21 protein-coding genes and 1 pseudogene are annotated in these 26,060 nt (G+C 52.7%); 20 read left to right on the forward strand and 2 right to left on the reverse strand.

The annotated features are described in order from the left end of the window. Positions 1 to 16: 16 nt before the first annotated feature. Entirely contained in the window at positions 17 to 1,867 is a 1,851-nt protein-coding gene (gene asmA / locus O6D90_RS08520; RefSeq protein WP_016156928.1) for an outer membrane assembly protein AsmA, read from the forward strand. A gap of 44 nt (positions 1,868 to 1,911) precedes the next feature. Here asmA and O6D90_RS08525 read toward each other — a convergent pair whose 3' ends face one another. Both O6D90_RS08525 and O6D90_RS08530 read right to left on the reverse strand, forming a co-directional pair. Beyond that, a complete protein-coding gene (locus O6D90_RS08525; protein ID WP_032931668.1) occupies positions 1,912 to 3,495 on the reverse strand; it encodes a TerC family protein in 1,584 nt (527 codons plus the stop codon). Between the two features lie 75 nt (positions 3,496 to 3,570). Then, positions 3,571 to 4,268 (reverse strand): IS1 family transposase gene (locus O6D90_RS08530; RefSeq protein WP_151884388.1). Its coding sequence is split into 2 segments (ribosomal slippage): positions 3,571 to 4,019 and positions 4,019 to 4,268, totalling 699 coding nucleotides; the frame shifts between segments, so codons are not numbered across the junction. Positions 4,269 to 4,925: 657 nt separating this feature from the next. Between O6D90_RS08530 and O6D90_RS08535 the strand changes: the two genes are divergently transcribed. From O6D90_RS08535 to wcaL, 19 genes and pseudogenes are all read left to right on the forward strand, one after another. Continuing rightward, positions 4,926 to 6,065: a polysaccharide export protein gene (locus O6D90_RS08535; RefSeq protein WP_016156926.1), complete on the forward strand. Its 1,140-nt coding sequence runs from the start codon at positions 4,926 to 4,928 to the stop codon at positions 6,063 to 6,065. A gap of 5 nt (positions 6,066 to 6,070) precedes the next feature. Then, positions 6,071 to 6,520 carry a low molecular weight protein-tyrosine-phosphatase Wzb gene (gene wzb / locus O6D90_RS08540; protein WP_016156925.1) on the forward strand — a complete coding sequence of 150 codons (450 nt, stop codon included), beginning with the start codon at positions 6,071 to 6,073 and terminating at the stop codon, positions 6,518 to 6,520. Further along, positions 6,517 to 8,679: a tyrosine-protein kinase Wzc gene (wzc, locus tag O6D90_RS08545; protein WP_218731539.1), complete on the forward strand. Its 2,163-nt coding sequence runs from the start codon at positions 6,517 to 6,519 to the stop codon at positions 8,677 to 8,679. The genes wzb and wzc overlap by 4 nt, the downstream gene beginning before the upstream one ends. A 120-nt stretch (positions 8,680 to 8,799) precedes the next feature. After that, positions 8,800 to 9,642 (forward strand): colanic acid biosynthesis glycosyltransferase WcaA, encoded by an 843-nt coding sequence (wcaA, locus tag O6D90_RS08550; RefSeq protein WP_016153592.1) that lies wholly within the window; start codon positions 8,800 to 8,802, stop codon positions 9,640 to 9,642. Between the two features lie 2 nt (positions 9,643 to 9,644). Further along, complete coding sequence (gene wcaB / locus O6D90_RS08555) at positions 9,645 to 10,133, forward strand: colanic acid biosynthesis acetyltransferase WcaB (protein ID WP_016156923.1); 489 nt, start codon at positions 9,645 to 9,647, stop codon at positions 10,131 to 10,133. Continuing rightward, complete coding sequence (gene wcaC, locus O6D90_RS08560) at positions 10,130 to 11,347, forward strand: colanic acid biosynthesis glycosyltransferase WcaC (protein ID WP_016156922.1); 1,218 nt, start codon at positions 10,130 to 10,132, stop codon at positions 11,345 to 11,347. Before wcaB ends, wcaC begins: the two co-directional genes overlap by 4 nt. After that, complete coding sequence (gene wcaD, locus O6D90_RS08565) at positions 11,322 to 12,539, forward strand: colanic acid polymerase WcaD (protein ID WP_016153589.1); 1,218 nt, start codon at positions 11,322 to 11,324, stop codon at positions 12,537 to 12,539. Before wcaC ends, wcaD begins: the two co-directional genes overlap by 26 nt. Before the next feature lie 5 nt (positions 12,540 to 12,544). Beyond that, positions 12,545 to 13,291, forward strand: a complete 747-nt coding sequence (wcaE, locus tag O6D90_RS08570) for a colanic acid biosynthesis glycosyltransferase WcaE (protein WP_016156921.1) — start codon at positions 12,545 to 12,547, stop codon at positions 13,289 to 13,291. A 9-nt stretch (positions 13,292 to 13,300) separates the two neighbouring features. Continuing rightward, on the forward strand, positions 13,301 to 13,855 hold the full coding sequence (wcaF, locus tag O6D90_RS08575) for a colanic acid biosynthesis acetyltransferase WcaF (RefSeq protein ID WP_016153587.1): 555 nt from the start codon (positions 13,301 to 13,303) through the stop codon (positions 13,853 to 13,855). Positions 13,856 to 13,879: 24 nt separating this feature from the next. Further along, the gene (gmd, locus tag O6D90_RS08580) at positions 13,880 to 15,001 is read left to right on the forward strand and encodes a GDP-mannose 4,6-dehydratase (protein ID WP_016156920.1); all 1,122 of its coding nucleotides are present in this window, start codon (positions 13,880 to 13,882) and stop codon (positions 14,999 to 15,001) included. 2 nt (positions 15,002 to 15,003) lie between these two features. Beyond that, positions 15,004 to 15,969 (forward strand): GDP-L-fucose synthase, encoded by a 966-nt coding sequence (gene fcl, locus O6D90_RS08585; protein ID WP_016156919.1) that lies wholly within the window; start codon positions 15,004 to 15,006, stop codon positions 15,967 to 15,969. 2 nt (positions 15,970 to 15,971) lie between these two features. Continuing rightward, positions 15,972 to 16,433, forward strand: a pseudogene (locus tag O6D90_RS08590) (GDP-mannose mannosyl hydrolase); the annotation flags it as partial. Positions 16,434 to 16,448: 15 nt separating this feature from the next. Further along, entirely contained in the window at positions 16,449 to 17,675 is a 1,227-nt protein-coding gene (gene wcaI, locus O6D90_RS08595) for a colanic acid biosynthesis fucosyltransferase WcaI (protein WP_016156917.1), read from the forward strand. After that, complete coding sequence (cpsB, locus tag O6D90_RS08600; protein ID WP_019077131.1) at positions 17,675 to 19,111, forward strand: mannose-1-phosphate guanyltransferase; 1,437 nt, start codon at positions 17,675 to 17,677, stop codon at positions 19,109 to 19,111. The genes wcaI and cpsB overlap by 1 nt, the downstream gene beginning before the upstream one ends. Positions 19,112 to 19,238: 127 nt before the next feature. Continuing rightward, complete coding sequence (cpsG, locus tag O6D90_RS08605; protein ID WP_016156915.1) at positions 19,239 to 20,609, forward strand: colanic acid biosynthesis phosphomannomutase CpsG; 1,371 nt, start codon at positions 19,239 to 19,241, stop codon at positions 20,607 to 20,609. Positions 20,610 to 20,663: 54 nt separating this feature from the next. Beyond that, complete coding sequence (gene wcaJ, locus O6D90_RS08610; protein ID WP_016156914.1) at positions 20,664 to 22,058, forward strand: undecaprenyl-phosphate glucose phosphotransferase; 1,395 nt, start codon at positions 20,664 to 20,666, stop codon at positions 22,056 to 22,058. Position 22,059: 1 nt separating this feature from the next. Continuing rightward, complete coding sequence (gene wzxC, locus O6D90_RS08615; RefSeq protein WP_016156913.1) at positions 22,060 to 23,538, forward strand: colanic acid undecaprenyl disphosphate flippase WzxC; 1,479 nt, start codon at positions 22,060 to 22,062, stop codon at positions 23,536 to 23,538. A 23-nt stretch (positions 23,539 to 23,561) separates the two neighbouring features. Then, entirely contained in the window at positions 23,562 to 24,842 is a 1,281-nt protein-coding gene (gene wcaK, locus O6D90_RS08620) for a colanic acid biosynthesis pyruvyl transferase WcaK (RefSeq protein ID WP_016156912.1), read from the forward strand. Next, positions 24,839 to 26,059, forward strand: a complete 1,221-nt coding sequence (gene wcaL / locus O6D90_RS08625; protein WP_271143287.1) for a colanic acid biosynthesis glycosyltransferase WcaL — start codon at positions 24,839 to 24,841, stop codon at positions 26,057 to 26,059. The genes wcaK and wcaL overlap by 4 nt, the downstream gene beginning before the upstream one ends. The last annotated feature ends 1 nt before the right edge of the window (position 26,060 follow it).

Below are 26,060 nucleotides of genomic sequence, written 5' to 3' on the forward strand. Positions count from 1 at the left end.
GTCCATTGGGGATAGCATGAGACGATTTCTGACGACGCTGATGATTCTACTGGTCGTGCTGGTGGCCGGTTTTTCTGCGTTAGTACTGTTGGTTAATCCGAATGATTTCCGCGCATATATGGTCAAGCAGGTTGCTGCGCGTAGCGGATATCAGCTGCAGTTGGATGGCCCTCTGCGTTGGCACGTATGGCCACAGCTGAGTATCCTCTCGGGGCGCATGGTGTTAACGGCTGAAGGCGCCAGCGAACCCCTGATTCGTGCCGACAATATGCGTCTTGACGTCGCGTTGTGGCCGCTGTTGAGTCACCAGCTCAGTGTGAAGCAGGTGATGCTCAAAGGCGCGGTGATTCAACTGACCCCGCAAACTGAAGCGGTGCGCGGCGAAGATGCGCCCGTTGCCCCAAAAGACAATACCTTGCCCGACCTGGCTGAAGACAGAGGATGGTCGTTTGATATTGCCCGCCTGCGTGTTGCCGATAGCGTTCTGGTATTCCAGCATGAAGACGATGAACAGATCACGGTTCGCGATATTCGTCTGGACATGGAACAGGATAATCAGCACCGCGGCACGTTTGATTTCTCCGGGCGCGTTAACCGCGATCAGCGTGACCTCGCATTATCCTTCAACGGCAGCGTTGATGCCTCCGACTATCCGCATAACTTATCCGCGAATATTGAGCAGCTAAGCTGGCAACTGCAGGGGGCCGATCTACCGACGCAGGGGATCAAAGGTCAGGGACAGTTTCAGGCGCAGTGGCTGGAAGAGAAAAAACAGCTCGCGTTTAGCCAGATTCATTTGACCGCTAACGACAGCTCTCTCGCCGGGCAAGCTCATGTGACATTGTTGGATAAACCAGAATGGGCCGTCGACCTGAAGTTTGGTCAGCTCAATCTGGACAATCTGCTCGTACAACGTGAGGCTGTGACGACGAACGGTGAAGTTCAGCAAGGTCAGAGTCAGTCAACGCTGGCGCGCCCCGTCATTGCTTCTCAGGTTGATGCCGTTTCGTATCAGGGACTGAAGGGATTTTCGGCAGACATCGCGTTGCAAGCTGACAAAGTGCTGTGGCGGAAAATGGCGTTTGACAATGTCTCGGCAAAAATTGACAACCAGTTCGGCTTGTTGAACGTTACGCAGTTGCAGGGGAAAAGTGACGGCGGGCTGGTGTCGCTTCCTGGTATGCTGGATGCCAGAAAAGGACAGCCGCGAGCGGTCTTCCATCCGCGCCTGGAAGGCGTGGAAATTGGTACTATCCTGAAAGCCTTCGACTACCCCATCGCCCTAACCGGTAAGCTATCACTGGCAGGGGATTTCTCTGGCTCAGATATTGATGCCCAGGCGTTTCGTCATAGCTGGCAAGGGCAGGCCCATGTCGAAATGAGCGATACGCGAATGGAAGGAATGAACTTCCAGCAGATGATACAACAGGCCGTCGAACGTAGCGGTGGGGATGTCAAAGCTCAGCAAAACCTGGATAACGTGACCCGGTTGGATCATTTCGTAACCGATATGACGCTGGATAACGGCGAGGTTACGCTGGATAACATGGCGGGTGAGTCGGCGATGCTGGCGCTGACCGGCAAGGGAACGCTGGATCTGGTGAAGCTGAACTGCGACACGCTGTTTAACATTCGCGTGCTGGGCGGCTGGGATGGAGAAAGTAAGCTGATTAACTTCCTGAAGGCTACCCCGGTTCCTCTCAGAGTCTACGGTCAGTGGCAGGCGCTAAACTACAGTCTGCAGGTCGACCAGATTTTGCGTAAGCATTTGCAGGATGAAGCGAAACGTCGCCTTAACGACTGGGCCGATCGCAATAAAGACTCCCGCAACGGTAAAGATGTTAAAAAGTTGCTGGATAAACTCTGATTCATATTGCCGGATGGCGGTTGATGCCGCCTCCGGCTCGTGATTTACACCTCGTAATCCATCTCTTCTTCACTGTGCAGCGGTATCAGTTGGACTTTTTGCACGCGATGATTTTCCACCTGCAGGGTTTTTAGTCGATAGTCGCCGACCTGAACTTCCTCCCCGGTTTTCGGGATGCGCTGCAAATACTCCATTAACAGTCCGGCAATGGTGTGATATTCACGCTTATCATCTAACGGGATAGGCACGTACTGCACCAGATCCTCCAGCGGCATGTGTCCGTTTGCGGTCCATGAACCATCCGAGTTTTTCTGAATGTCATGGCGGGCGTCAATCTCCTCTACTTCATTTGGCAGGTTACCGGCGATGGTTTCCATCACGTCACTGAGCGTTACAATCCCTTCAACTGACCCAAATTCATCGGCCACAAAAGCGAAGTGCGTCCGGGCGTTACGAAACTGTTCAAGCGCCGGAAGCAGCGGCAGAGTTTCCGGGAACACCAACGGCTGGCGAATCAAGACGCGTAAGTCGAGCGGCTCGCCGCGAAGAGATTGCTGCAGCAGGTCGATGACATGCACCACGCCCAGCAAGTCTTCCTGCTCATCTTCGCCGGTGACCACCAGACGCGTATGCTGGTTTTTTTCCAGCAAAGCGCGGATTTCTGTTTCCGGCGCATTGAGGTCGATGTGCTCAATATCATGGCGCGAGGTCATGATACTGCTGACAGTACGCTGATTAAGGTTCAGCACACGTTCAATCATCCGCCGTTCCTGAGGGGCAAAAATTTGTCCTTCATGATGGTCTGCCAGCATTGCCGCGGTTTCGGCATCCAGTTCGGCGTCTTCTTTTTGCCCGCTCAGCAGTCGCATTACCGCCTCGGCGGTGCGCTGGCGCAGGGTATGGTTGGCTGACAGGAAGCGACGACGGTTAAAGATAGCCAACTGGTTCAATGCTTCTATCATGACCGAGAAGCCGATGGCGGCGTACAGGTAACCTTTCGGAATATGGAAACCAAACCCATCGGCGACCAGACTGAAACCAATCATCAGCAAGAAGCTCAGGCACAGAATGACGATAGTTGGATGGCTGTTGACAAAGCGCGTCAGCGACTTGCTGGCAAGCACCATCAGGCTGATGGCAATAATCACCGCAGCCATCATTACCGCCAGGTGATCGACCATCCCTACGGCGGTAATGACGGAATCCAGGGAGAAGATAGCGTCCAGCACGACTATTTGCGCGACGACGCCCCAGAACTTAGCGCCTTTACGCTGGGTCGGGTTCTCGCTGTCTTTGCCTTCCAGCCGTTCGTTTAGCTCCATGGTGGCTTTAAACAGCAGGAAGAAACCGCCGAACAGCATGATCAGATCGCGCGCGCTGAAGCTCAGGCCGCGAATGCTGAACAGCGGCGTGGTCAGCGTTACCAGCCATGATATTGATGCCAACAGCAGCAGGCGCATGACCATCGCCAGCAGTAGCCCGGTAATACGCGCCTTATCCCGCTGGGCAGGAGGCAGTTTCTCCGCGAGGATGGCAATAAAAACAAGATTATCAATGCCAAGAACAAGTTCGATCACGATTAGCGTGACGAGTCCGGCCCAGATTGACGGATCGGCAATCCATTCCATAGTAAATGCTATACCCATAGTTGTATGACAATTGTCACAATTCGATCATGGGTAAAACTGGGTAATGACTCCAACTTATTGATAGTGTTTTATGTTCAGATAATGCCCGATGACTTTGTCATGCAGCTCCACCGATTTTGAGAACGACAGCGACTTCCGTCCCAGCCTTGCCAGGTGCTGCCTCAGATTCAGGTTATGCCGCTCAATGCGCTGAGTGTAACGCTTGCTGATAACGTGCAGCTTTCCCTTCAGGCGGGATTCATACAGCGGCCAGCCATCCGTCATCCATACCACGACCTCAAAGGCCGACAGCAGGCTCAGAAGACGCTCCAGTGTGGCCAGAGTGCGTTCACCGAATACGTGCGCCACAACCGTCTTCCGGAGCCTGTCATACGCGTAAAACAGCCAGCGCTGGCGCGATTTAGCCCCGACGTATCCCCACTGTTCGTCCATTTCCGCGCAGACGATGACGTCACTGCCCGGCTGTATGCGCGAGGTTACCGACTGCGGCCTGAGTTTTTTAAATGGCGGAAAATCGTGTTGAGGCCAACGCCCATAATGCGGGCGGTTGCCCGGCATCCAACGCCATTCATGGCCATATCAATGATTTTCTGGTGCGTACCGGGTTGAGAAGCGGTGTAAGTGAACTGCAGTTGCCATGTTTTACGGCAGTGAGAGCAGAGATAGCGCTGATGTCCGGCGGTGCTTTTGCCGTTACGCACCACCCCGTCAGTAGCTGAACAGGAGGGACAGCTGATAGAAACAGAAGCCACTGGAGCACCTCAAAAACACCATCATACACTAAATCAGTAAGTTGGCAGCATCACCTAAAACTGGCGAAAAATGCAATGGCGAGGAGGGATTTCTCTGTAGCCTATTACAACCAGGTACGGGATATTAGCCTTAATGTAACTACAGGAAATAATATTATTAATTCAAAGCTCTTTAAGAAATATCGCAGGTGGGATATTTCTATATTAATGTTGTCAATATCAATAAAATCCTAAAAATATACAAATTCAACGCTTAATATTAATCTTAAAAGCAAGTTGTCGGTAACTTGTTACCTTGCCTGATATTCGCTTAGCTGCAACAATTCCTCCGGTAATAATCAAAAGATAAATATTTCCTTATCAACCAGCGGCGCTATTCCTGATGCGTTCCCGTTGTGAATGTGATGAAAATAAAGAGGAAGATAAAAATTTAAATTAATCAGTGCATTGGTAGCTAATGAAGCCAGGGGCGGTAGCGTGTCTGGTCGCCTGAGACGAGCCTAAATTATTCTGTCAAGAGACCGCAGATGAATTCATTTTTTTTAGGACAGATGCCAGTTAAATTCCTTTTCAATTAACGGCAAGATAAATGCGTACAGGCGAAGTCGCTATTTAGATCGCACGTGATAATTACTCTGCCAAAGTGATAAATAATCAATGATGAAATCCAAACTTAAATTGATGCCTGTATTGGTATCGGTAATCTTGATAAACGGTTGTACCGTGCTTCCGGGCAGCAATATGTCTACGATGGGCAAAGATGTGATTAAACAGCAGGATGCTGATTTTGATATCGAACGCATGGTGAATGTTTATCCACTTACCCCACGGCTGGTCGAACAATTACGTCCCCGACCAAATGTTGCGCAGCCTAATATGTCTCTCGACCAGGAGATTTCCGGGTATCAGTACCGGGTCGGCCCGGGCGATGTCCTGAATGTCACCGTCTGGGATCATCCTGAACTCACCACGCCGGCCGGACAGTATCGTAGCTCAAGTGATGCCGGCAACTGGGTGCAGCCTGATGGCACCATGTTTTACCCCTACATCGGCAAAGTTAGCGTGTCAGGGAAAACGTTGGCCGAAATTCGTAGTGATATTACCGGGCGCTTAGCGAAGTACATTGCTGACCCGCAGGTGGACGTTAATATCGCCGCTTTCCGTTCGCAGAAGGCCTATGTCTCCGGGCAGGTGAACAAATCCGGCCAGCAGGCCATCACCAACGTGCCGCTTACCGTTCTCGATGCCATTAACGCCGCAGGTGGTCTCACCGAGGCGGCAGACTGGCGTAACGTAGTACTGACTCATAAAGGTCAGGAGCAACGTATTTCACTGCAAGCGCTAATGCAAAATGGCGACCTGAGCCAGAACCGTCTGCTCTATCCTGGCGACATCCTGTTTGTTCCGCGTAATGACGATTTGAAAGTCTTCGTGATGGGGGAAGTGAAAAAACAGAGCACCCTCAAAATGGACTTCAGCGGCATGACGCTCACCGAAGCACTCGGCAACGCGGAAGGTATCGACCTGACCACCTCCAACGCCAGCGGCATTTTCGTTATTCGTCCATTGAAAGGCGAGGGCGGGAACAACGGCAAGATTGCCAATATCTATCAGCTTGATATGTCCGATGCGACATCGCTGGTGATGGCGACGTCATTCCGACTCCAGCCATACGATGTGGTGTACGTCACTACCGCGCCGGTTGCTCGCTGGAACCGTTTGATCAATCAGTTGCTGCCGACTATTAGCGGTGTTCGCTATATGACGGACACGGCCAGCGACCTTCACAACTGGTAATCGTCATGTTTAACAAAATATTAGTTGTCTGTGTGGGGAACATTTGCCGCTCTCCGACGGCAGAGCGCTTGTTAAGGCAATTTCACCCGGCGTTGACGGTCTCTTCTGCCGGCCTCGGGGCGTTGGTAGGCAAAGGTGCGGACCCGTGCGCTATCAGCGTGGCGCAGGCGCACAACCTGTCACTGGAGAACCATTGTGCCCGGCAGATCTCGGGACGAATGTGCCGGGAGTATGACCTGATCCTGACCATGGAAAAACGCCATATCTCTGCCCTGTGTGAAATGGTGCCGGAGATGCGCGGCAAAGTGATGTTGTTTGGTCACTGGGACAGCGAGCGCGAAATTCCCGATCCGTATCGTAAAAGCCGTGATGCGTTTGACGCGGTGTACGCATTACTTGAACGGTCTGCACGCCAATGGGCTCAGGCACTGAACGCAGAGCAGGGAAAACAATGACAGAAAAAGTAAAACAGTCTGCTGCGCCGGTAACGGGCAATGATGAAATCGATATTGGTCGTCTGGTGGCAACGGTGGTGGAAGCCCGCTGGTGGGTGCTTGGTATTACTGCGGCATTTGCATTATGCGCAGCGGTCTACACGCTATTTGCCACTCCGATCTACAGTGCGGACGCGCTGGTGCAAATTGAGCAAAATACCGGAAATTCACTGGTGCAGGATATTGGCTCGGCGTTGTCGAACAAACCTCCGGCCTCTGAAGCGGAAATTCAGCTCATCCAGTCACGGCTGGTATTGGGGAAAACGGTAGACGATCTCAACCTGGATATCGCGGTTACCAAAGATACGTTCCCCATTTTTGGCGCGGGTTGGGAGCGGTTGATGGGTCGCCAGAACGAAACGGTTAACGTGACGACTTTCACGCTGCCAAAGGCAATGAATGAACAGACCTTCACGCTAAGCGTGCTGAATGACAAAAGCTATCAGCTGGTGAGTGACGGAGGTTTTAGCGCCCAGGGGCAGGTTGGACAGGTGCTGAAACATGACGGTGTGACGATGCTGGTCGAGGCGATCCATGCCAGCCCTGAGAGCCAATTTACCGTCAGCAAATTCTCCACGCTGGGCATGATCAACACCTTGCAAAATAATCTGATGGTGACGGAAACCGGCAAAGACACTGGCGTACTGAGCCTGACCTTTACCGGCGAAGACCGCGAGCAGATCCGCCAGATCCTTGACAGTATTACCCGCAACTATCTGCAACAAAACGTGGAGCGTAAATCCGAAGAGGCCGCCAAAAGTCTGGCGTTTCTGGCAAAGCAGCTGCCCGAGGTACGTAACCGGCTGGACGTTGCCGAAAACAAGCTGAATGCCTTTCGTCAGGACAAAGACTCCGTGGATTTGCCGCTGGAAGCCAAAGCGGTGCTGGATTCCATGGTGAATATTGATGCGCAGCTTAATGAGCTGACCTTCAAAGAAGCGGAGATTTCCAAGCTGTTCACCAAAGCGCACCCTGCGTACCGCACCTTGCTGGAAAAACGCCAGGCGCTGGAAGATGAGAAAAGCAAGCTGAACGGGCGCGTAACGGCGATGCCGAAAACGCAGCAGGAAATTGTCCGTCTGACGCGTGACGTGGAGTCCGGCCAGCAGGTCTATATGCAGCTGCTGAACAAGCAGCAGGAGCTGAAGATTACTGAGGCCAGTACGGTCGGAGATGTGCGCATCGTCGATCCCGCGATTGCCCAGCCAGGCGTACTGAAGCCGAAAACGACGCTGATTATTCTCGGCAGCATCATTCTTGGTTTGATGCTTTCAGTGGTGGGTGTACTGCTGCGTTCCCTGTTTAATCGCGGCATTGAAAGCCCACAGGCGCTGGAAGAGCATGGCATCAGCGTGTATGCCAGCATTCCGCTATCAGAATGGCAAAAAGCACGCGATAACGTGCAAACCATTAAAGGCGTGAAACGCTACAAGCAAAGCCAGTTGCTGGCAGTGGGGAATCCGACGGATCTTGCGATAGAAGCGGTCCGCAGCCTGCGTACCAGCCTGCACTTTGCCATGATGCAGGCGCGCAACAACGTCTTGATGCTGACCGGCGTCAGCCCGTCAATTGGTAAAACGTTTGTCTGCGCCAACCTGGCGGCGGTCGTTAGTCAGACCAACAAACGCGTGCTGTTGATCGACTGCGACATGCGCAAAGGCTATACCCACGAGCTGCTGGGGACCAATAACGTTAACGGTCTGTCTGAGATCCTCATCGGCAAGGGGGATATCTCATCCAGCGCGAAACCGACATCGATTCCACATTTTGATCTGATCCCTCGCGGACAAATTCCCCCCAACCCCTCCGAGTTGCTGATGAGTGAACGCTTTGGCGAACTGATTGCATGGGCCAGCTCGCACTATGACCTGGTGCTGATCGATACCCCGCCAATACTGGCGGTGACCGACGCGGCTATCGTGGGTCGTCACGTTGGAACCACGCTGATGGTGGCGCGTTACGCGGTCAACACGCTGAAAGAGGTGGAAACCAGCCTGAGTCGCTTCGAGCAAAACGGCATTCAGGTGAAAGGGGTGATCCTGAACTCGATCTTCCGCCGCGCCAGCGGGTATCAGGATTACGGTTACTACGAATACGAGTACACCTCGGATACGAAATAGGTTACGAACATTGCCGGATAGCGGCCCACAAAAACATATTTATACCCTAAATAATTCGAGTTGCAGGAAAGCCAACGCAGATGCAACTCGAAGTATGACGGGGATATCTGGGAAACGAAAATGACGACAGACAACCCGCTAATTTCAATTTATATGCCCACCTGGAACCGTCAGCAACTGGCCATCCGGGCGATTAAATCGGTACTGCGCCAGGACTATCCTCACTGGGAGATGATCATTGTGGATGATTGCTCTTCCTCGTATGAGCAACTGCAGCAATTTGTTGAAGAACTCAACGATCCGCGTGTGTCGTATACGCGTAATCCCACTAATTCCGGAGCCTGTGCGGTGCGTAATCAGGCCATCATGCAGGCCAGTGGGCAATATATTACGGGTATTGATGATGATGATGAATGGACGCCGAACCGCCTGAGCGTATTTCTCAATTATCGCCATCATCTGGTTACGCGGGCGTTTCTGTATGCCAATGACTATGTCTGTGAAGGCGAAGTATATTCGCAGCCGACCAGTTTGCCGCTCTATCCGAAGGCCGTTTATTCACGCCGTAAATTTTATAAGCGCAATATTATTGGTAATCAGGTGTTTACCTGGGCCTGGCGGTTTAAAGCATGCCTGTTCGATACCACGCTGAAAGCGGCGCAGGATTATGACATTTTCCTGCGCATGGTGGTGGCGTATGGCAAACCGTGGAAGGTAAAAGAGGCAACGCAGATCCTGCATGTGAATCACGGTGAAATGCGTATTACCTCATCCCCGCATAAATTCTCCGGCTACTTTCAGTTCTACCGTAAGCACAAAGGCAAATTTGACCGGGCCAGCAAGAAATATCAGCTGTTTACCCTCTACCAGATCCGCAATAAACGGATGAACTGGCGCACGTTGCTGACGCTGCTTTCTGTTCGCAATAGTAAGCGCCTGGCCGACGGACTGCGAGGACGCTAAGTATGCTGGAAGATTTACGCGCGAACGGCTGGAGTCTGCGACCCTGCTGCATGGTGGTGGCCTATCGGATTGCCCATTTTTGCTCCGTCTGGCGTAAAAAAAATGTCTTGAACAACCTGTGGGCGGCGCCGGTGCTGGTGATGTATCGCCTTATCACTGAATGCGTGTTTGGCTATGAAATCCAGGCAGCTGCATCTATTGGTCGTCGTTTCACCATCCATCATGGCTATGGGGTGGTGATCAATAAACACGTGGTGGCGGGGGATGATTTCACCCTGCGCCACGGCGTCACCATCGGCAATCTTGGCGGCAACGATCTGTCCTGTCCGGTCATCGGTAACGGCGTTGAGCTGGGGGCCAATGTCACTCTGCTTGGCGGCGTTGCCATTGGCGATAACGTGACGATTGGCGCCGGGAGCGTCGTAGTGGATAGCATCCCGGACAATACGCTGGTCGTGGGCGAGAAGGCACGGGTGAAGGTAATAAAATGAAGATATTACAGTTTAATGTGCGACTCGCAGAAGGCGGGGCGGCAGGCGTGGCGTTAGATTTGCATCTGAGGGCGCTGGAGAAAGGGCTGTCATCGCATTTTGTCTACGGCTATGGCAAAGGCGGTAAGAAAAGCGTCAGTCACGAGAATTACCCGCAGGTTATCAAACATACGCCGCGTCTGACGTCGGCGGCGAACATTGCGCTGTTTCGTTTCGCGAACCGCGACATGTTTGGCAATCTCGACAAGTTGTACCGTACGGTTACCCGCACTTCCGGCCCGCTGGTACTGCATTTTCATGTGTTGCACAGCTACTGGTTGAATCTGGAAGAAGTGGTCGCCTTTTGCCAAAAAGTGAAGGCGCATAAACCGGATATCACCTTTGTCTGGACGCTGCACGATCACTGGAGCGTGACCGGGCGCTGTGCCTTTACCGATGGCTGCGAAAGCTGGAAAACGGGCTGTCAGAAATGTCCAACGCTCAGTAACTATCCGCCGGTAAAAATCGATAAAGCCCATCAACAGTTGCCTGGTAAACGGCAGATGTTTCGCGCCATGCTGGCACTGGGCTGCCAGTTCATCTCGCCCAGTCAGCATGTGGCCGATGCATTCAACAGTCTGTATGGCGCCGGTCGTTGCCGCATTATTAACAACGGCATCGATGTGGCAACGGAAGCCATACTTGCCGAACTTCCCGCTAAGCATGAGGAAAGCGGCAGACCGAAAATCGCCGTGGTGGCCCATGACCTGCGCTATGACGGTAAAACCAGTCAGCAACTGGTGCGAGCGATGATTGCGCTCGGAGACAAAATTGAGCTGCATACCTTCGGCAAATTTTCCCCGTTTGTAGGGGATAACGTCATCAATCACGGGTTTGAGAGCGATAAGCGCACGTTGATGAGCGCGCTTAACGAGATGGATGGGCTGGTGTTCAGCTCGCGCGTTGATAACTACCCGCTGATTCTGTGCGAAGCGCTTTCCATCGGCGTACCGGTGATTGCTACGCACAGCGATGCCGCGCAGGAAGTGCTGGCGAAATCGGGCGGCAAAACGTTCAGCGAAGCGGATGTTTTGCACCTGGTGCAACTGAAAAGATCAGACATTGCGCAGGCGGTATTTGACACGTCGCTTGCCGCGTTCAGCCAGCGCAGCCGGGTGGCATACAGTGGGCAACAGATGCTGGAGGAGTATGTCTCGTTCTATCAGAATCTGTAGCTATCTGGTGCTACCGCTGCTTTATCTGCTGGTTAACGTCAAACTCGCCCAGCTTGGCGAGAGCTTCCCGATAACTATCGTCACGTTCTTGCCCGTTCTGCTGTTGCTGTTTGTCGAGCGCATCAATATTAAAAAATTAATGATTGCGCTGGGCGTAGGAGGCGGACTGACGGCGTTTAACTATCTGTTCGGACAATCACTGGATGCCAGCAAGTACGTGACGTCCGCAATGCTGTTTGTCTATACCGTGGTGATTATCGGTATGGTGTGGAGTATTCGCTTCAAAACCATTTCGCCGCATAACTACATTAAGATCTTGCGTTTTTTCTGGCTGGTTGTGGGCCTGGTGGTGGGGTTAGCTGCGGTGGAAATGGCGCAGATAATTCTTAGTGGCGGCAGCAGTTTAATGGAAGTTATTTCGAAATATCTTATTTACAGTAATAGCTATGTTCTGAACTTTATTAAGTTTGGTGGGAAGCGTACCACTGCACTCTATTTCGAACCGGCATTCTTCGCTCTGGCGTTAATCTCAATTTGGCTCAGTATCAAACAGTTTGGTATCAAAACGCCTAAGTCCGATGCTATGATTCTGGCAGGGATAATATTATCAGGATCGTTTTCAGGGGTAATGACATTTATTTTGTTTTACCTCCTGGAGTGGGCGTTCCAGTATCTGAATAAAGATGCGATAAAAAAGAAGTTGCCGCTGGCGATAATCTCATTAAGCGTGTTTGTCGTTGGTGTGATATTTGCGTTTCCGTACATCGCGACACGGCTTGGAGATTTAGGAACTGAAGGCTCATCATCGTATTATCGTATCGTGGGACCATTAGTAATGGTCGGTTATTCGTTACTTAACGTTGATGGGGTAGTGAGATTCGGCTCACTTTATGAATATGTTGCGTCATTCGGAATTTTTAACGGTGCAGATGTTGGTAAAACGATAGACAATGGCTTGTATCTGCTGATTATTTATTTCTCATGGTTCGCGGTGATATTAGCCCTGTGGTACATGGGGAAAGTCATGAAGATGATGATCAATGCGTTTGGTGATAATCAGAATTATCGGGTGCAGCTTTATCTTTTTACGCCGCTGTCGCTGTTTTTTACAGGTTCAGTATTTAGTCCGGAATACGCATTTTTAATTGTATGTCCGTTTATTTTGCGCAAGGCGCTGAATATAGCGAGGTAGAACGCATGCTGCTCAGTATTATTACCGTCGCCTTTCGTAATCTGGAAGGGATCGTCAAAACTCACGCGTCGTTAGCTCATCTGGCGCAGGCGGGTGATATCAGTTTTGAGTGGATTGTTGTTGATGGCGGCTCCTCTGACGGTACCTCGGCCTTTCTTGAAGGGTTCAGTGGAGAGCACCGGTTACGGTTTGTCAGCGAGCCGGATAAGGGCATCTATGATGCAATGAACAAAGGTATCGCTATGGCGCGAGGGCGGTTTGCGCTGTTCCTCAACTCCGGGGATATTTTGCATGCAGATGCGGCTCATTTTATCCGCCAGCTAAAAACGCAGAGCGATAAAGCGATGGTCATTGGCGATGCGTTGCTGGATTTCGGTAATGGTAACAAAATTAAGCGGCGGGCCAAGCCGGGTTGGTATATTTATCACAGCCTTCCCGCCAGCCATCAGGCAATCTTCTTTCCTCTCTCTGGACTGAATGTCTGGCGCTATGATTTGCAATATAAGATATCGTCTGATTACGCACTGGCAGCCAAATTATACAAGTCAGGTTACGCGTTTAAAAAGCTGAGCGGGCTGGTGTCAGAGTTTTCCATGGGTGGGGTGTCAACGACGAATAATCTGGAATTGTGCCGGGATGCAAAAAAGGTACAGCGCCAGATATTACACATGCCAGGTTTTTGGACCGGGCTGTCAGAATATTTACGTCTGCGCACAACTGGTAAAACAAAAACCTTATATGGAAAAGCGTAAGGGTACATTATGCAGGATTTAAGCGGCTTCAACGTGCCGGGAGGTTTTCGCGGCGGCGGTGCCATTAAAGTGCAATTATGGTGGGCAGTGCAAGCCACATTATTTCGCTGGTCCCCACAGGTAATGTATCGCTGGCGTGCGTTTTTATTGCGAATGTTTGGCGCAAAAATAGGAAAAAACGTAGTTATTCGACCTTCAGTAAAAATTACTTATCCGTGGAAATTAACCCTGGGAGATTATTCCTGGGTGGGTGATGACGCGGTTTTATATACGCTGGGTGATATTACGATTGGTGCGCACGCGGTTATTTCGCAAAAAAGTTATTTATGCACCGGGAGTCATGATTATGCCAGTCAACATTTTGATATTAACGCCACACCAATTGTAGTTGGTGATAAATGCTGGCTGGCGACAGATGTCTTTGTCGCGCCTGGCGTGACGATTGGCGATGGCACCGTCGTCGGAGCACGCAGCAGTGTATTTAAATCGCTGCCAGCCAATGTCGTTTGTCGGGGAAATCCCGCAATAGTCACACGCGAACGCGTCGAGAAAGTTACTCCCTGAGGGGATCATTTAAGAGGTAATAACATGTCAAAAGTCGCTCTCATCACTGGCGTAACCGGGCAGGATGGTTCTTACCTGGCAGAGTTCCTGCTGGAAAAAGGGTATGAAGTACACGGTATTAAGCGCCGCGCTTCATCATTCAACACCGAACGTGTGGACCATATCTATCAGGATCCGCATTCGGGCAATCCCAAATTCCATCTGCACTATGGCGATTTGACGGACTCCTCCAACCTGACCCGTATTTTACAGGAAGTGCAACCGGATGAGGTCTATAACCTCGGCGCCATGAGTCATGTCGCGGTGTCGTTTGATTCACCGGAATACACCGCGGATGTCGATGCTATCGGCACCTTGCGTTTGCTGGAAGCTATCCGCTTCCTCGGCCTGGAAAAGAAGACCCGTTTTTATCAGGCTTCCACCTCTGAACTTTACGGCCTGGTACAGGAAATCCCGCAGAAAGAGAGCACGCCGTTCTACCCGCGCTCGCCGTATGCCGTTGCCAAGCTGTACGCCTACTGGATAACCGTCAACTACCGCGAATCTTACGGTATGTATGCCTGTAACGGCATTCTGTTTAACCACGAATCTCCGCGCCGCGGCGAAACCTTTGTCACGCGCAAAATTACGCGTGCGATCGCCAACATCGCGCAGGGGCTGGAGTCTTGTCTGTACCTGGGCAATATGGATTCGCTGCGTGACTGGGGGCATGCCAAAGATTACGTCAGGATGCAGTGGATGATGCTGCAGCAGGACAAGCCGGAAGATTTCGTGATTGCCACCGGCGTGCAGTATTCCGTGCGCCAGTTTGTGGAAATGGCCGCCGCTCAGTTGGGGATTAAATTGCGCTTTGAAGGCGAGGGCGTGAATGAGAAAGGCATCGTGGTTTCCGTAACCGGACACGACGCGCCGGGTGTGAAACCTGGGGATGTCATGATTGCCGTCGATCCGCGCTATTTCCGTCCGGCAGAGGTGGAAACGCTGCTGGGCGATCCGGCCAAAGCACATGAAAAACTGGGCTGGAAGCCGGAAATCACGTTGCGCCAGATGATCTCGGAAATGGTTGCCAACGATCTTGAAGCAGCGAAGAAGCATTCCCTGCTGAAGTCGCACGGTTACGAGGTCGCCATCGCGCTGGAGTACTGAGGATGAAGACACAACGTATTTTTGTAGCGGGCCATCGCGGGATGGTGGGGTCCGCCATCGTCAGACAATTGTCGCAGCGAGATAATGTCGAGCTGGTGTTGCGTACCCGCGACCAACTTAACCTGCTGGACGCAAGTGCGGTGCAGGCGTTCTTTGCCACTGAACGTATTGACCAGGTTTATCTGGCGGCGGCTAAAGTCGGCGGGATCGTGGCGAATAATACTTATCCTGCTGATTTTATTTATGAAAACATGATGATTGAGAGCAACATTATTCATGCTGCGCATTTGCATAACGTGAATAAACTGCTGTTTCTCGGGTCATCCTGTATTTATCCAAAGCAAGCCACCCAGCCAATAGCCGAAAGCGAACTGTTGCAGGGGCAGTTGGAACCGACCAATGAGCCGTATGCGATTGCCAAAATTGCCGGGATCAAGCTGTGCGAATCGTATAACCGCCAGTATGGCCGCGATTATCGCTCGGTGATGCCGACCAATCTGTATGGGCCGCATGACAACTTCCACCCGAGTAATTCGCATGTGATCCCGGCGCTGCTGCGCCGCTTTCATGACGCTCGCGAGCACAATACGCCGGATGTGGTGGTGTGGGGAAGCGGGACGCCAATGCGTGAATTTCTGCATGTTGACGATATGGCAGCGGCCAGTATCCACGTGATGGAGCTGGCTCAGGAAGTCTTGCAGGAATATACCCAGCCGATGCTGTCGCATATCAACGTGGGCACCGGCGTGGACTGCACCATCCGCGAACTGGCGCAAACCATCGCGCAGGTCGTGGGTTACAAGGGGCGCGTGGTGTTCGACGCCAGCAAACCGGATGGAACGCCGCGCAAATTGCTCGATGTTACGCGTCTGCATCAGTTGGGCTGGTATCACGAGATATCACTGGAAGCGGGGCTTGCCAGTACCTGGCAGTGGTTCCTTGAAAACCAGCAGCGCTACCGGGGGTAAGCATGTTTTTACGTCATGAGGATTTTGCCACCGTAGTACGTTCAACTCCGCTGATTTCCATCGATTTGATCGTGGAAAACACCCACGGTGAATTTCTGCTCGGTAAGCGTCTCAATCGTCCGGCGCAGGGTTACTGGTTCGTGCCCGGCGGTCGGGTGCAAAAAGATGAAGCGCTGCACGTGGCCTTTGAGCGGCTTACCGAAACGGAGCTGGGGTTACGTTTACCGCTGTCCGCTGCGGAGTTTTACGGTGTCTGGCAGCACTTCTATGGCGACAACTTTTCTGGGGATGATTTCTCAACGCATTACATCGTGCTGGGATTTCGTCTGCGGGTGTCGGAAAACGACTTGCAACTGCCCAATGTCCAACATGATGCGTACCGATGGATGGCGGCTACACAGATTCTGGCCAGTGACCACGTGCACGACAACAGTCGGGCTTACTTCTGTAAAACAAGTCAGGCCGGAGTACCCCGGGCTATGAAGATCCTCGTGTATGGCATCAACTATTCGCCGGAGTTGACCGGTATCGGCAAATACACCGGTGAAATGGTGGAGTGGATGGCGCAGCAGGGGCATGACGTTCGGGTGATCACCGCGCCGCCTTATTATCCCCAGTGGAAGGTAAACGGCAGTTATTCATCCTGGCGCTACCGTCGTGAAGAGGGCGATGCCCTCGTCTGGCGTTGTCCGCTGTATGTGCCTGAGCAACCCTCAACGCTCAAGCGCCTGCTGCATTTGGGCAGTTTCGCCCTGAGCAGTTTTTTCCCGCTACTGGCGCAACGTCGCTGGAAGCCGGATCGCATTATCGGCGTAGTGCCGACGCTGTTTTGCACGCCGGGCATGCGCCTGCTGGCAAAGCTTTGTGGCGCACGTACGCTATTGCACGTTCAGGATTACGAAGTCGATGCCATGTTGGGGCTAGGAATGGCGGGCAAAGGCACGCGCGGTATGGTGGCAAAACTGGCCAGCGCCTTTGAGCGCAGTGGGCTGTTGAATATGGACCATATTTCGACGATTTCCCGTTCCATGATGCACAAAGCCATGGAAAAAGGCGTTGCGCCGCACAAGGTTATTTTCTTTCCGAACTGGTCAGAAGTGACGCGCTTTCGTGATGTGAGCGACGCCGATGCCCTGGCGTTGTCTAGGCAACTGGGATTGCCTGCCGATCAAAAGATCGTTCTTTACTCAGGCAATATCGGTGAAAAGCAGGGGCTGGAGAGCGTGATAGACGCAGCGGTCGAGTTGAGCGAACACCCCTGGCTGTTTGTGATTGTCGGGCAGGGCGGTGGTAAAGCTCGGCTGGAGAGCATGGCCAGCGAACGCGGCCTGAATAACGTGATGTTCTTTCCGCTGCAATCATATGACGCGCTGCCAGCGTTGCTCAAGATGGCGGATTGTCATCTGGTCGTGCAAAAGCGTGGTGCGGCTGATGCCGTACTGCCCTCCAAATTGACCAATATCCTCGCTGTTGGTGGTAACGCAGTTATTACTGCCGAACCTGAAACCGAGCTGGGTCAGCTTTGTGACGCTCACCCTGGCATTGCGGTGTGCGTGGAGCCGGAGTCGGTAAACGCGCTGGTTTGCGGTATTAAACGGGCATTGATGATGCCAAAAGTAAACACGGTGGCACGTGATTATGCCGAACGCACGCTGGATAAAGAAAACGTGCTGAGTCAATTTCTTGCAGATATACGGGGTACATGATGAGTCAAAGCAAACTCTTTCCGGTGGTGATGGCCGGTGGCTCGGGTAGCCGTTTATGGCCACTGTCCCGCGTGCTGTACCCAAAGCAGTTCCTGTGCCTGAAAGGCGATCTCACCATGCTGCAGACGACGATTTGCCGTCTGAACGGCGTGGAGTGCGAAAGCCCGGTGGTTATCTGTAATGAACAACACCGTTTTATCGTAGCGGAACAGTTACGACAGCTGCACAAACTGACTGAGAACATCATTCTCGAACCTGCCGGGCGTAACACGGCACCGGCGATAGCGCTGGCCGCGCTGGCGGCAAAACGTCAAAGTCCGGGTGAGGATCCGCTGCTGCTGGTCTTGGCGGCCGATCACATGATTGCCGACGAAGAGGCATTCCGCGAGGCGGTTCGCAATGCGATGCCCTATGCCGGAGCGGGTAAGCTGGTGACGTTCGGTATCGTGCCGGACCAGCCGGAAACCGGCTATGGCTATATCCGCCGGGGGGAAGTCTCGCCGACGAATACCGACGCCGTGGCTTTTGAAGTGGCACAGTTTGTTGAAAAGCCTAATCTGGAAACCGCGCAGGCTTACGTGACGAGCGGCGACTACTACTGGAACAGCGGCATGTTCTTGTTCCGGGCCGGACGTTACCTGGAAGAACTGAAAAAGTATCGTCCCGATATTCTTGAAGCCTGTGAGAACGCCATGAGCACGGTCGACCCCGATCTCGATTTTATCCGCGTTGATGAACAGGCGTTTCTCGCCTGCCCGGAAGAGTCTGTGGACTATGCGGTAATGGAACGTACCGCCGATGCGGTGGTGATGCCAATGAACGCAGGCTGGAGCGATGTTGGCTCCTGGTCATCGCTGTGGGAAATCAGTGCCCATACCGCTGAAGGCAATGTGCATCACGGCGATGTCATAAGCCACAAAACGGAAAACAGTTACGTGTATGCCGAATCCGGCCTGGTGACGACCGTCGGGGTGAAAGATCTGGTGGTGGTGCAGACCAAAGACGCGGTGCTGATAGCCGATCGCAACGCGGTGCAGGACGTCAAAAAAGTGGTAGAGCAAATTAAGGCTGACGGGCGTCATGAGCATCATATTCACCGCGAAGTTTATCGTCCGTGGGGCAAGTACGACTCAATTGATGCCGGAGAGCGTTACCAGGTGAAGCGAATTACCGTCAAGCCTGGTGAGGGATTGTCTGTGCAGATGCATCATCACCGGGCTGAACACTGGGTTGTGGTTGCCGGTACCGCGAAGGTGACAATCAATGATGATATAAAACTGCTTGCTGAAAACGAGTCTGTCTATATTCCGCTGGGGGCGACCCATTGTCTGGAGAACCCCGGGAAAATCCCGCTCGATCTGATTGAAGTGCGCTCCGGATCTTACCTCGATGAGGATGATGTGGTGCGGTTTGCGGATCGCTACGGGCGCGCGTAACACAACATCATCGTTGCCGGATGGCGGCGTGAACACCTTATCCGGCCTAAAAACTAACGGCTAGTCATTTTGTGAAAAATATCTCCAGTCAGGAGAGGGCTAACTGTTGCCTGAAGAAGGGTAAATCATGACGAAATTAACCTGTTTCAAAGCCTACGATATTCGCGGCAGGCTGGGCGAAGAGCTGAATGAAGAGATCGCGTGGCGAATTGGCCGCGCTTACGGCGAGTTCCTGAAGCCAAAATCTATTGTTCTGGGCGGCGATGTGCGTCTGACCAGCGAGACGCTAAAGCTGGCGCTGGCGAAAGGGCTGCAGGATGCGGGGGTGAATGTGCTGGATATTGGCATGTCGGGCACCGAAGAGATTTACTTCGCCACCTTCCACCTTGGCATTGACGGCGGTATTGAAGTGACCGCCAGCCATAATCCGATGGATTACAACGGTATGAAGCTGGTGCGGGAAGGGGCGCGGCCCATCAGCGGTGATACCGGTCTGCGCGACGTGCAGCGCCTGGCGGAAGCCAACGACTTCCCGGCGGTTGATGCGACAAAACGTGGCCACTACCAGCGTATTACTACCCGCGATGCCTACATCGACCACCTGCTGGGTTACATCAATCCCGGCAGCCTGAGACCGATGAAGCTGGTGCTCAACTCCGGCAACGGTGCGGCAGGTCCGGTGGTTGACGCCATTGAAGCCCGTTTTCAGGCGCTGGGGGTGCCGGTCGAGTTCATCAAAATTCACAATACGCCGGATGGCAACTTCCCCAACGGTATCCCCAACCCTCTGCTGCCGGAATGCCGGGCCGACACGCGCAATGCGGTGATTGAACACGGTGCGGATATGGGGATTGCCTTCGACGGTGATTTTGACCGCTGCTTCCTGTTCGATGAAAAAGGTCAGTTCATTGAGGGCTATTACATTGTCGGCCTGCTGGCAGAAGCGTTTCTGGAGAAGAATCCGGGGGCGAAAATTATCCACGACCCGCGCCTGTCCTGGAATACCGTGGATGTGGTGACGGCGGCAGGCGGTAAACCGGTGATGTCAAAAACCGGGCACGCGTTTATCAAAGAGCGCATGCGCCATGAAGATGCCATTTATGGCGGTGAAATGAGCGCGCATCACTATTTCCGTGATTTTGCTTACTGCGACAGCGGAATGATCCCGTGGCTGCTGGTGGCGGAACTGCTGAGTCTGAAAGGACAGTCGCTGGGTGAACTGGTCCGTGACCGGATGGTGGCCTATCCGGCGAGTGGGGAAATCAACAGCACGCTGGCAGAGCCGGCGGCAGCGATTGCGCGTGTGGAGCAGCACTTTTCCCGTGAGGCGCTGACGGTGGACAGAACGGACGGTATCAGCATGGCGTTTGTCGACTGGCGCTTCAATTTACGCTCTTCCAATACCGAACCGGTGGTGCGCCTGAACGTGGAATCGCGCGGAGATATTCCGTTGATGGAAGCGCGAACGCGCACTCTTCTGGCGTTACTGAATCAGTAATGCCGGTGCTTCCTTTGCCCGCTTATGGGCAAAGGGTGACTAACAGGAACCACGATGACACATCTAAAAAAGCGCGAACGCGCCAAAACCAATGCGTCGTTAATTTCGATGGTGCAACGCTTTTCAGATATCACCATCATGTTTGGCGGGTTGTGGGTGATCTGCGAATTAAGCGGTTTGCCTTTCCTGTATATGCACCTGCTGGTGGCGCTGATCACGCTGGTCGTTTTTCAGATGCTCGGTGGCATAACGGATTTTTATCGCTCCTGGCGCGGCGTCAAAATTTCCACTGAGCTGGTGCTGTTACTACAAAACTGGACGCTGAGTCTGATTTTTAGCGCAGGTCTGATCGCCTTTAATAACGATTTCGATAACCGTCTCGCCGTCTGGCTGGCATGGTATCTGCTTTCAAGCGTCGGCCTGGTGTTGAGTCGTTCGTTTATTCGCTACGGTGCGGGGTGGCTGCGTAATCGTGGTTATAACACCCGCCGGGTGGCGGTGGCTGGCGACCTGCCCGCCGGACAAATGCTGCTGGACAGTTTTCGCCATGAACCGTGGCTGGGATTTGAAGTGGCGGGGGTCTATCACGACCCAATCCCTGGAAAAAACTCCCGCGACTGGGCCGGTAATCTGCAACAACTGGTGGACGACGCCAAAGCTTCACGCATTCATAACGTTTATATCGCCATGTCGATGAGCGATGGCGCCAGCGTAAAAAAACTGGTGCGTGAGTTGGCCGACACCACCTGCTCGGTGATCCTCATTCCTGATGTCTTTACCTTCAATATTCTGCATTCACGGATTGAAGAGATGAACGGCGTTCCGGTAGTGCCGCTGTATGACACGCCGCTCTCGGGAATTAATCGCCTGTTAAAGCGCGCGGAAGATATCGTGCTGGCTTCACTGATCCTGCTGCTTATTTCCCCGGTGCTATGTGGTATTGCGCTGCTGGTAAAACTGACCTCCAAAGGTCCGGTGATTTTCCGCCAGACCCGCTATGGCATGGACGGGAAGCCGATTAAAGTCTGGAAGTTTCGCTCGATGAAGGTGATGGAGAACGACGCGGTGGTAACGCAGGCGACGCAAAACGATCCGCGCGTTACCCCTGTGGGAAATTTCTTGCGCCGGACGTCGCTCGATGAACTGCCGCAGTTTATTAACGTCCTGACCGGGGGGATGTCTATCGTCGGACCACGTCCGCATGCGGTGGCGCATAACGAACAGTACCGCCAACTGATCGAGGGGTACATGTTACGCCATAAGGTGAAACCGGGCATTACCGGCTGGGCGCAAATCAACGGCTGGCGCGGTGAAACCGATACGCTGGAAAAAATGGAAAAACGTGTGGAGTTTGATCTCGAATACATTCGCGAGTGGAGCGTGTGGTTCGATATCAAAATTGTTTTTCTGACGGTATTCAAAGGCTTTGTGAACAAAGCGGCGTATTAACATGAGCTTACGAGAAAAAACGCTTAATGGCGCAAAGTGGTCGGCGATTGCTACGGTGATCATTATTGGTCTGGGACTTATCCAGATGACCGTCCTGGCGCGGATTATTGATAACCACCAGTTTGGGTTGTTAACCGTGTCGCTGGTGATCATTGCGCTGGCCGATACGCTGTCGGATTTCGGTATTGCCAACTCAATTATTCAGCGCAAAGACATCGGTTATCTTGAGCTGACGACGCTGTACTGGCTCAACGTTGGGCTGGGTATGGTGGTATGTGTGGTGATGTTTCTGCTTAGCGGGACGATTGCCAGCGTGCTCAACAATCCCGAACTGGCGCCACTCATCAAAACCTTATCGCTGGCGTTTGCGGTGATACCGCACGGGCAGCAGTTTCGCGCGCTGATGCAAAAAGAGCTGGCCTTCAACAAAATTGGCATGATTGAAACCAGTTCGGTGTTGGCCGGTTTTACCTTTACCGTGGTCAGCGCCTATTTCTGGCCCCTCGCGCTGACGGCCATTCTCGGGTATCTGGTGAACAGTACGCTACGAACGCTGCTGTTCGGCTATTTTGGTCGCCGGATTTACCGTCCGGGGCTGCATTTTTCGCTGGCATCCGTTTCGTCGAACCTGCGTTTTGGTGCGTGGCTGACGGCAGACAGCATTATCAATTACCTCAATACCAACCTTTCCACGTTGGTTTTAGCCAGAACGTTGGGCGCAGGTGTGGCGGGCGGATTCAATCTCGCCTGGAACGTGGCGGTTGTCCCTCCGATCAAACTGAACCCGATTATTACCCGTGTCCTGTTTCCGGCGTTTGCCAAAATTCAGGACGACAGTGAAAAGCTACGGGTGAATTTTTACAAGCTGCTGTCGGTGGTCGGGATCATTAACTTCCCGGTACTACTGGGATTGATGGTGGTGTCGAACAATGTGGTGCCGCTGGTATTTGGCGAGAAGTGGAACGGTATTATTCCCGTTTTGCAACTGCTGTGCATTGTTGGACTGCTGCGCTCTGTGGGGAATCCGATCGGTTCACTGCTGATGGCGAAAGCACGGGTCGACATCAGCTTCAAATTCAATGTGTTCAAAACCTTTCTGTTTATTCCCGCCATTTTCATCGGTGGTCATCAGGCCGGGGCGATTGGCGTGACGCTGGGCTTTTTGCTGGTCCAGGTGATTAACACGATCCTCAGTTACTTCGTGATGATCAAACCTGTTCTTGGCTCCAGCTACCGCCAGTACATGCTCAGTCTGTGGCTGCCGTTATATCTCTCTTTACCTACCCTTGTGGTGAGCTATGCGCTGGACGTAATGCTGCGCAGCCAACTGTCGCCAGGTGCGTTACTGGGGATCCAGGTAGCGGCAGGAGCGCTGGCGTTTGCGGCGATGATTGTGGTGTCGCGCCATCCGTTAGTGGTGGAAATAAAACGCCAGCTCTGCCGCAGTGAAAAAATGAAAACCTTGCTTCGTGCAGGATAAGAACAACGCTTTAAGAGGTCATAATGAAACTATTAATTTTAGGCAACCATACCTGTGGGAACCGTGGGGATAGCGCGATACTGCGCGGTTTGCTGGATGCCATTAACGCGTTGCGTCCTGAGACTGAAGTGGATGTTATGAGCCGTTATCCGGTGAGTTCTTCGTGGTTGCTGAACCGCCCGGTGATGGGCGATCCGCTGTATTCGCAGATGAAGCAACACAATAATGCTGCGGGCGTTATGGGACGCGTGAAGAAAGTGCTGCGTCGTCGCTATCAGCATCAGGTGCTGCTCTCGCGTGTCACCGATTCCGGTAATCTGCGCAATATCGCGATCGCCCAGGGGTTTACCGATTTTGTTCGTCTGCTGTCGCGCTACGACGCCATTATCCAGGTCGGCGGATCGTTTTTTGTCGATCTGTATGGCGTACCGCAGTTTGAACATGCCCTGTGTACGTTTATGGCGAAAAAACCGCTGTACATGATTGGCCACAGCGTGGGGCCATTCCAGGATGAACAGTTTAATCAACTGGCGAACTACGTTTTTGGACACTGTAATGCGTTGATTTTGCGTGAATCCGTCAGTCTGGATCTGATGAAGCGTAGTGCAATAAACACGGATAAAGTCGAAACCGGGGTAGATACCGCCTGGCTGGTAAATAATCATGATGAGGATTATGAGCCTGGTTATGCCGTACAGCACTGGTTACACATGGCGGCAAAACAGAAGACCGTTGCCATTACTCTGCGTGAGCTGGCTCCTTTTGATAAGCGTCTGGGGACAACGCAGCAGGCCTATGAGCAAGCCTTTGCCGGGGTAGTGAACCGCATCCTTGATGAAGGTTACCAGGTGATAGCGCTGTCAACCTGTACCGGTATTGATAGTTACAACAAAGATGACCGCATGGTGGCGTTGAACCTGCGCCAGTATATTAACGACCCGGGCCGTTATCACGTGGTGATGGATGAACTCAACGACCTGGAGATGGGGAAAATTTTGGCTGCATGCGATCTGACGGTGGGGACTCGTTTACACTCGGCCATCATCTCGATGAATTTTATGACGCCAGCCATCGCCATTAATTATGAGCATAAATCGGCAGGGATCATGCAACAACTGGGGTTAGCAGAGATGGCCGTCGATATTCGCCATCTGCTCGATGGCAGCCTGGAAGGGAAGGTCGCCGATGCTCTCGGACAGCTACCTGAGCTGAACATACGTCTCGGCGACGCGGTTAGGCGTGAGCGTGAACGTGGGGTGAACATGGTGCAATCGGTTTTAACGCGTATTGAGGGGGAAAAATGAAGGTTGGCTTTTTCCTGCTTAAATTTCCGCTCTCCTCCGAGACCTTTGTACTCAATCAGATTACCGCATTTATCGACATGGGCTACGACGTGGAAATTGTCGCGTTGCACAAGGGCGATCTTGAAAATACCCATGCTTCATTTAATACCTACCGTCTGGGTGAAAAAACGCGCTGGTTACTGAATGAGCCGAACAGCAAACTGGCGAAGCTTAAGTATAGGGCAGTAGCGGCCCTGCGCGGTATTACCCGCGCAGCCACCTGGAAAGCGCTGAATGTTTCACGCTATGGCGATGAGGCGCGCAATCTGATTTTGGCGGCCATTTGTGGCGCGAACCCGCGGGCGTTTGAAGCGGATGTCTTTATCGCTCATTTTGGACCCGCAGGCGTAACGGCCGCCAAGCTGCGTGAGCTTGGGATGATCCGCGGCAAAATCGCCACGGTATTTCACGGCATTGATGTTTCGCATCGGGATGTGCTTGCCCACTACACCCCTGAATATCAGCAACTGTTTGAACGTGGGGATTTGATGTTACCCATCAGCAACCTCTGGGCCGGACGTTTAAAAAATATGGGGTGCCCGCCGCAGAAAATCGCGGTCTCGCGCATGGGAATCGATATGACGCGCTTTACGCCCCGCCAGTTGAAATCGCCAGCCGCACCGCTGGAGATTATCTCTGTCGCCCGGTTAACTGAGAAAAAAGGACTGCACGTCGCCATCGAAGCCTGTCGTCAGTTGAAAGAGCAGGGCGTCTCATTCCGTTATCGCATCCTTGGCATTGGCCCCTGGGAGCGTCGTCTGCGTACGCTAATTGAGCAATATCAACTTGATGATGTGATTGAGATGCCCGGCTTTAAACCCAGCCATCAGGTGAAGGAAATGCTTGAGCAGGCGGATGTCTTTTTGCTGCCGTCGATCACCGGAAGGGATGGCGATATGGAGGGGATCCCGGTGGCGCTGATGGAGGCGATGGCAGTGGGCATCCCGGTGATTTCCACCGTCCATAGTGGGATCCCTGAACTGGTCGAGTCGGGCAAGTCTGGCTGGCTGGCACCGGAAAACGATGCGCAGGAGCTGGCCGAGCGATTAGCGGCATTTAGCCTGCTCGACAGTGAGCAGGTGCAGCCGATTGTGCAGTGCGCGCGAGAAAAAATTGCAACTGAATTTAATCAGTTAGCGATCAATAAACAGTTAGCCAGTCTGCTGCAAACGATGTAAA

It is taken from the genome of Citrobacter sp. 21OH12SH02A-Citro, from assembly GCF_027919895.1.
GTDB lineage: Bacteria > Pseudomonadota > Gammaproteobacteria > Enterobacterales > Enterobacteriaceae > Citrobacter > Citrobacter braakii.

Bases quoted from the DNA above. Each gene is read 5' to 3' on its own strand.
- fcl (WP_016156919.1), top strand. From the start codon at position 15,004: ATGAAGACACAACGTATTTTTGTAGCGGGCCATCGCGGGATGGTGGGG.
- cpsG (WP_016156915.1), top strand. From the start codon at position 19,239: ATGACGAAATTAACCTGTTTCAAAGCCTACGATATTCGCGGCAGGCTG.
- wcaJ (WP_016156914.1), top strand. From the start codon at position 20,664: ATGACACATCTAAAAAAGCGCGAACGCGCCAAAACCAATGCGTCGTTA.
- O6D90_RS08535 (WP_016156926.1), top strand. From the start codon at position 4,926: ATGATGAAATCCAAACTTAAATTGATGCCTGTATTGGTATCGGTAATC.
- asmA (WP_016156928.1), top strand. From the start codon at position 17: ATGAGACGATTTCTGACGACGCTGATGATTCTACTGGTCGTGCTGGTG.
- wcaA (WP_016153592.1), top strand. From the start codon at position 8,800: ATGACGACAGACAACCCGCTAATTTCAATTTATATGCCCACCTGGAAC.
- wcaC (WP_016156922.1), top strand. From the start codon at position 10,130: ATGAAGATATTACAGTTTAATGTGCGACTCGCAGAAGGCGGGGCGGCA.
- wcaD (WP_016153589.1), top strand. From the start codon at position 11,322: ATGTCTCGTTCTATCAGAATCTGTAGCTATCTGGTGCTACCGCTGCTT.
- wcaF (WP_016153587.1), top strand. From the start codon at position 13,301: ATGCAGGATTTAAGCGGCTTCAACGTGCCGGGAGGTTTTCGCGGCGGC.
- wcaK (WP_016156912.1), top strand. From the start codon at position 23,562: ATGAAACTATTAATTTTAGGCAACCATACCTGTGGGAACCGTGGGGAT.
- wcaI (WP_016156917.1), top strand. From the start codon at position 16,449: ATGAAGATCCTCGTGTATGGCATCAACTATTCGCCGGAGTTGACCGGT.
- O6D90_RS08525 (WP_032931668.1), bottom strand. From the start codon at position 3,495: ATGGAATGGATTGCCGATCCGTCAATCTGGGCCGGACTCGTCACGCTA.
- wzc (WP_218731539.1), top strand. From the start codon at position 6,517: ATGACAGAAAAAGTAAAACAGTCTGCTGCGCCGGTAACGGGCAATGAT.
- wzb (WP_016156925.1), top strand. From the start codon at position 6,071: ATGTTTAACAAAATATTAGTTGTCTGTGTGGGGAACATTTGCCGCTCT.
- wcaL (WP_271143287.1), top strand. From the start codon at position 24,839: ATGAAGGTTGGCTTTTTCCTGCTTAAATTTCCGCTCTCCTCCGAGACC.
- wcaE (WP_016156921.1), top strand. From the start codon at position 12,545: ATGCTGCTCAGTATTATTACCGTCGCCTTTCGTAATCTGGAAGGGATC.
- wcaB (WP_016156923.1), top strand. From the start codon at position 9,645: ATGCTGGAAGATTTACGCGCGAACGGCTGGAGTCTGCGACCCTGCTGC.
- gmd (WP_016156920.1), top strand. From the start codon at position 13,880: ATGTCAAAAGTCGCTCTCATCACTGGCGTAACCGGGCAGGATGGTTCT.
- wzxC (WP_016156913.1), top strand. From the start codon at position 22,060: ATGAGCTTACGAGAAAAAACGCTTAATGGCGCAAAGTGGTCGGCGATT.
- cpsB (WP_019077131.1), top strand. From the start codon at position 17,675: ATGAGTCAAAGCAAACTCTTTCCGGTGGTGATGGCCGGTGGCTCGGGT.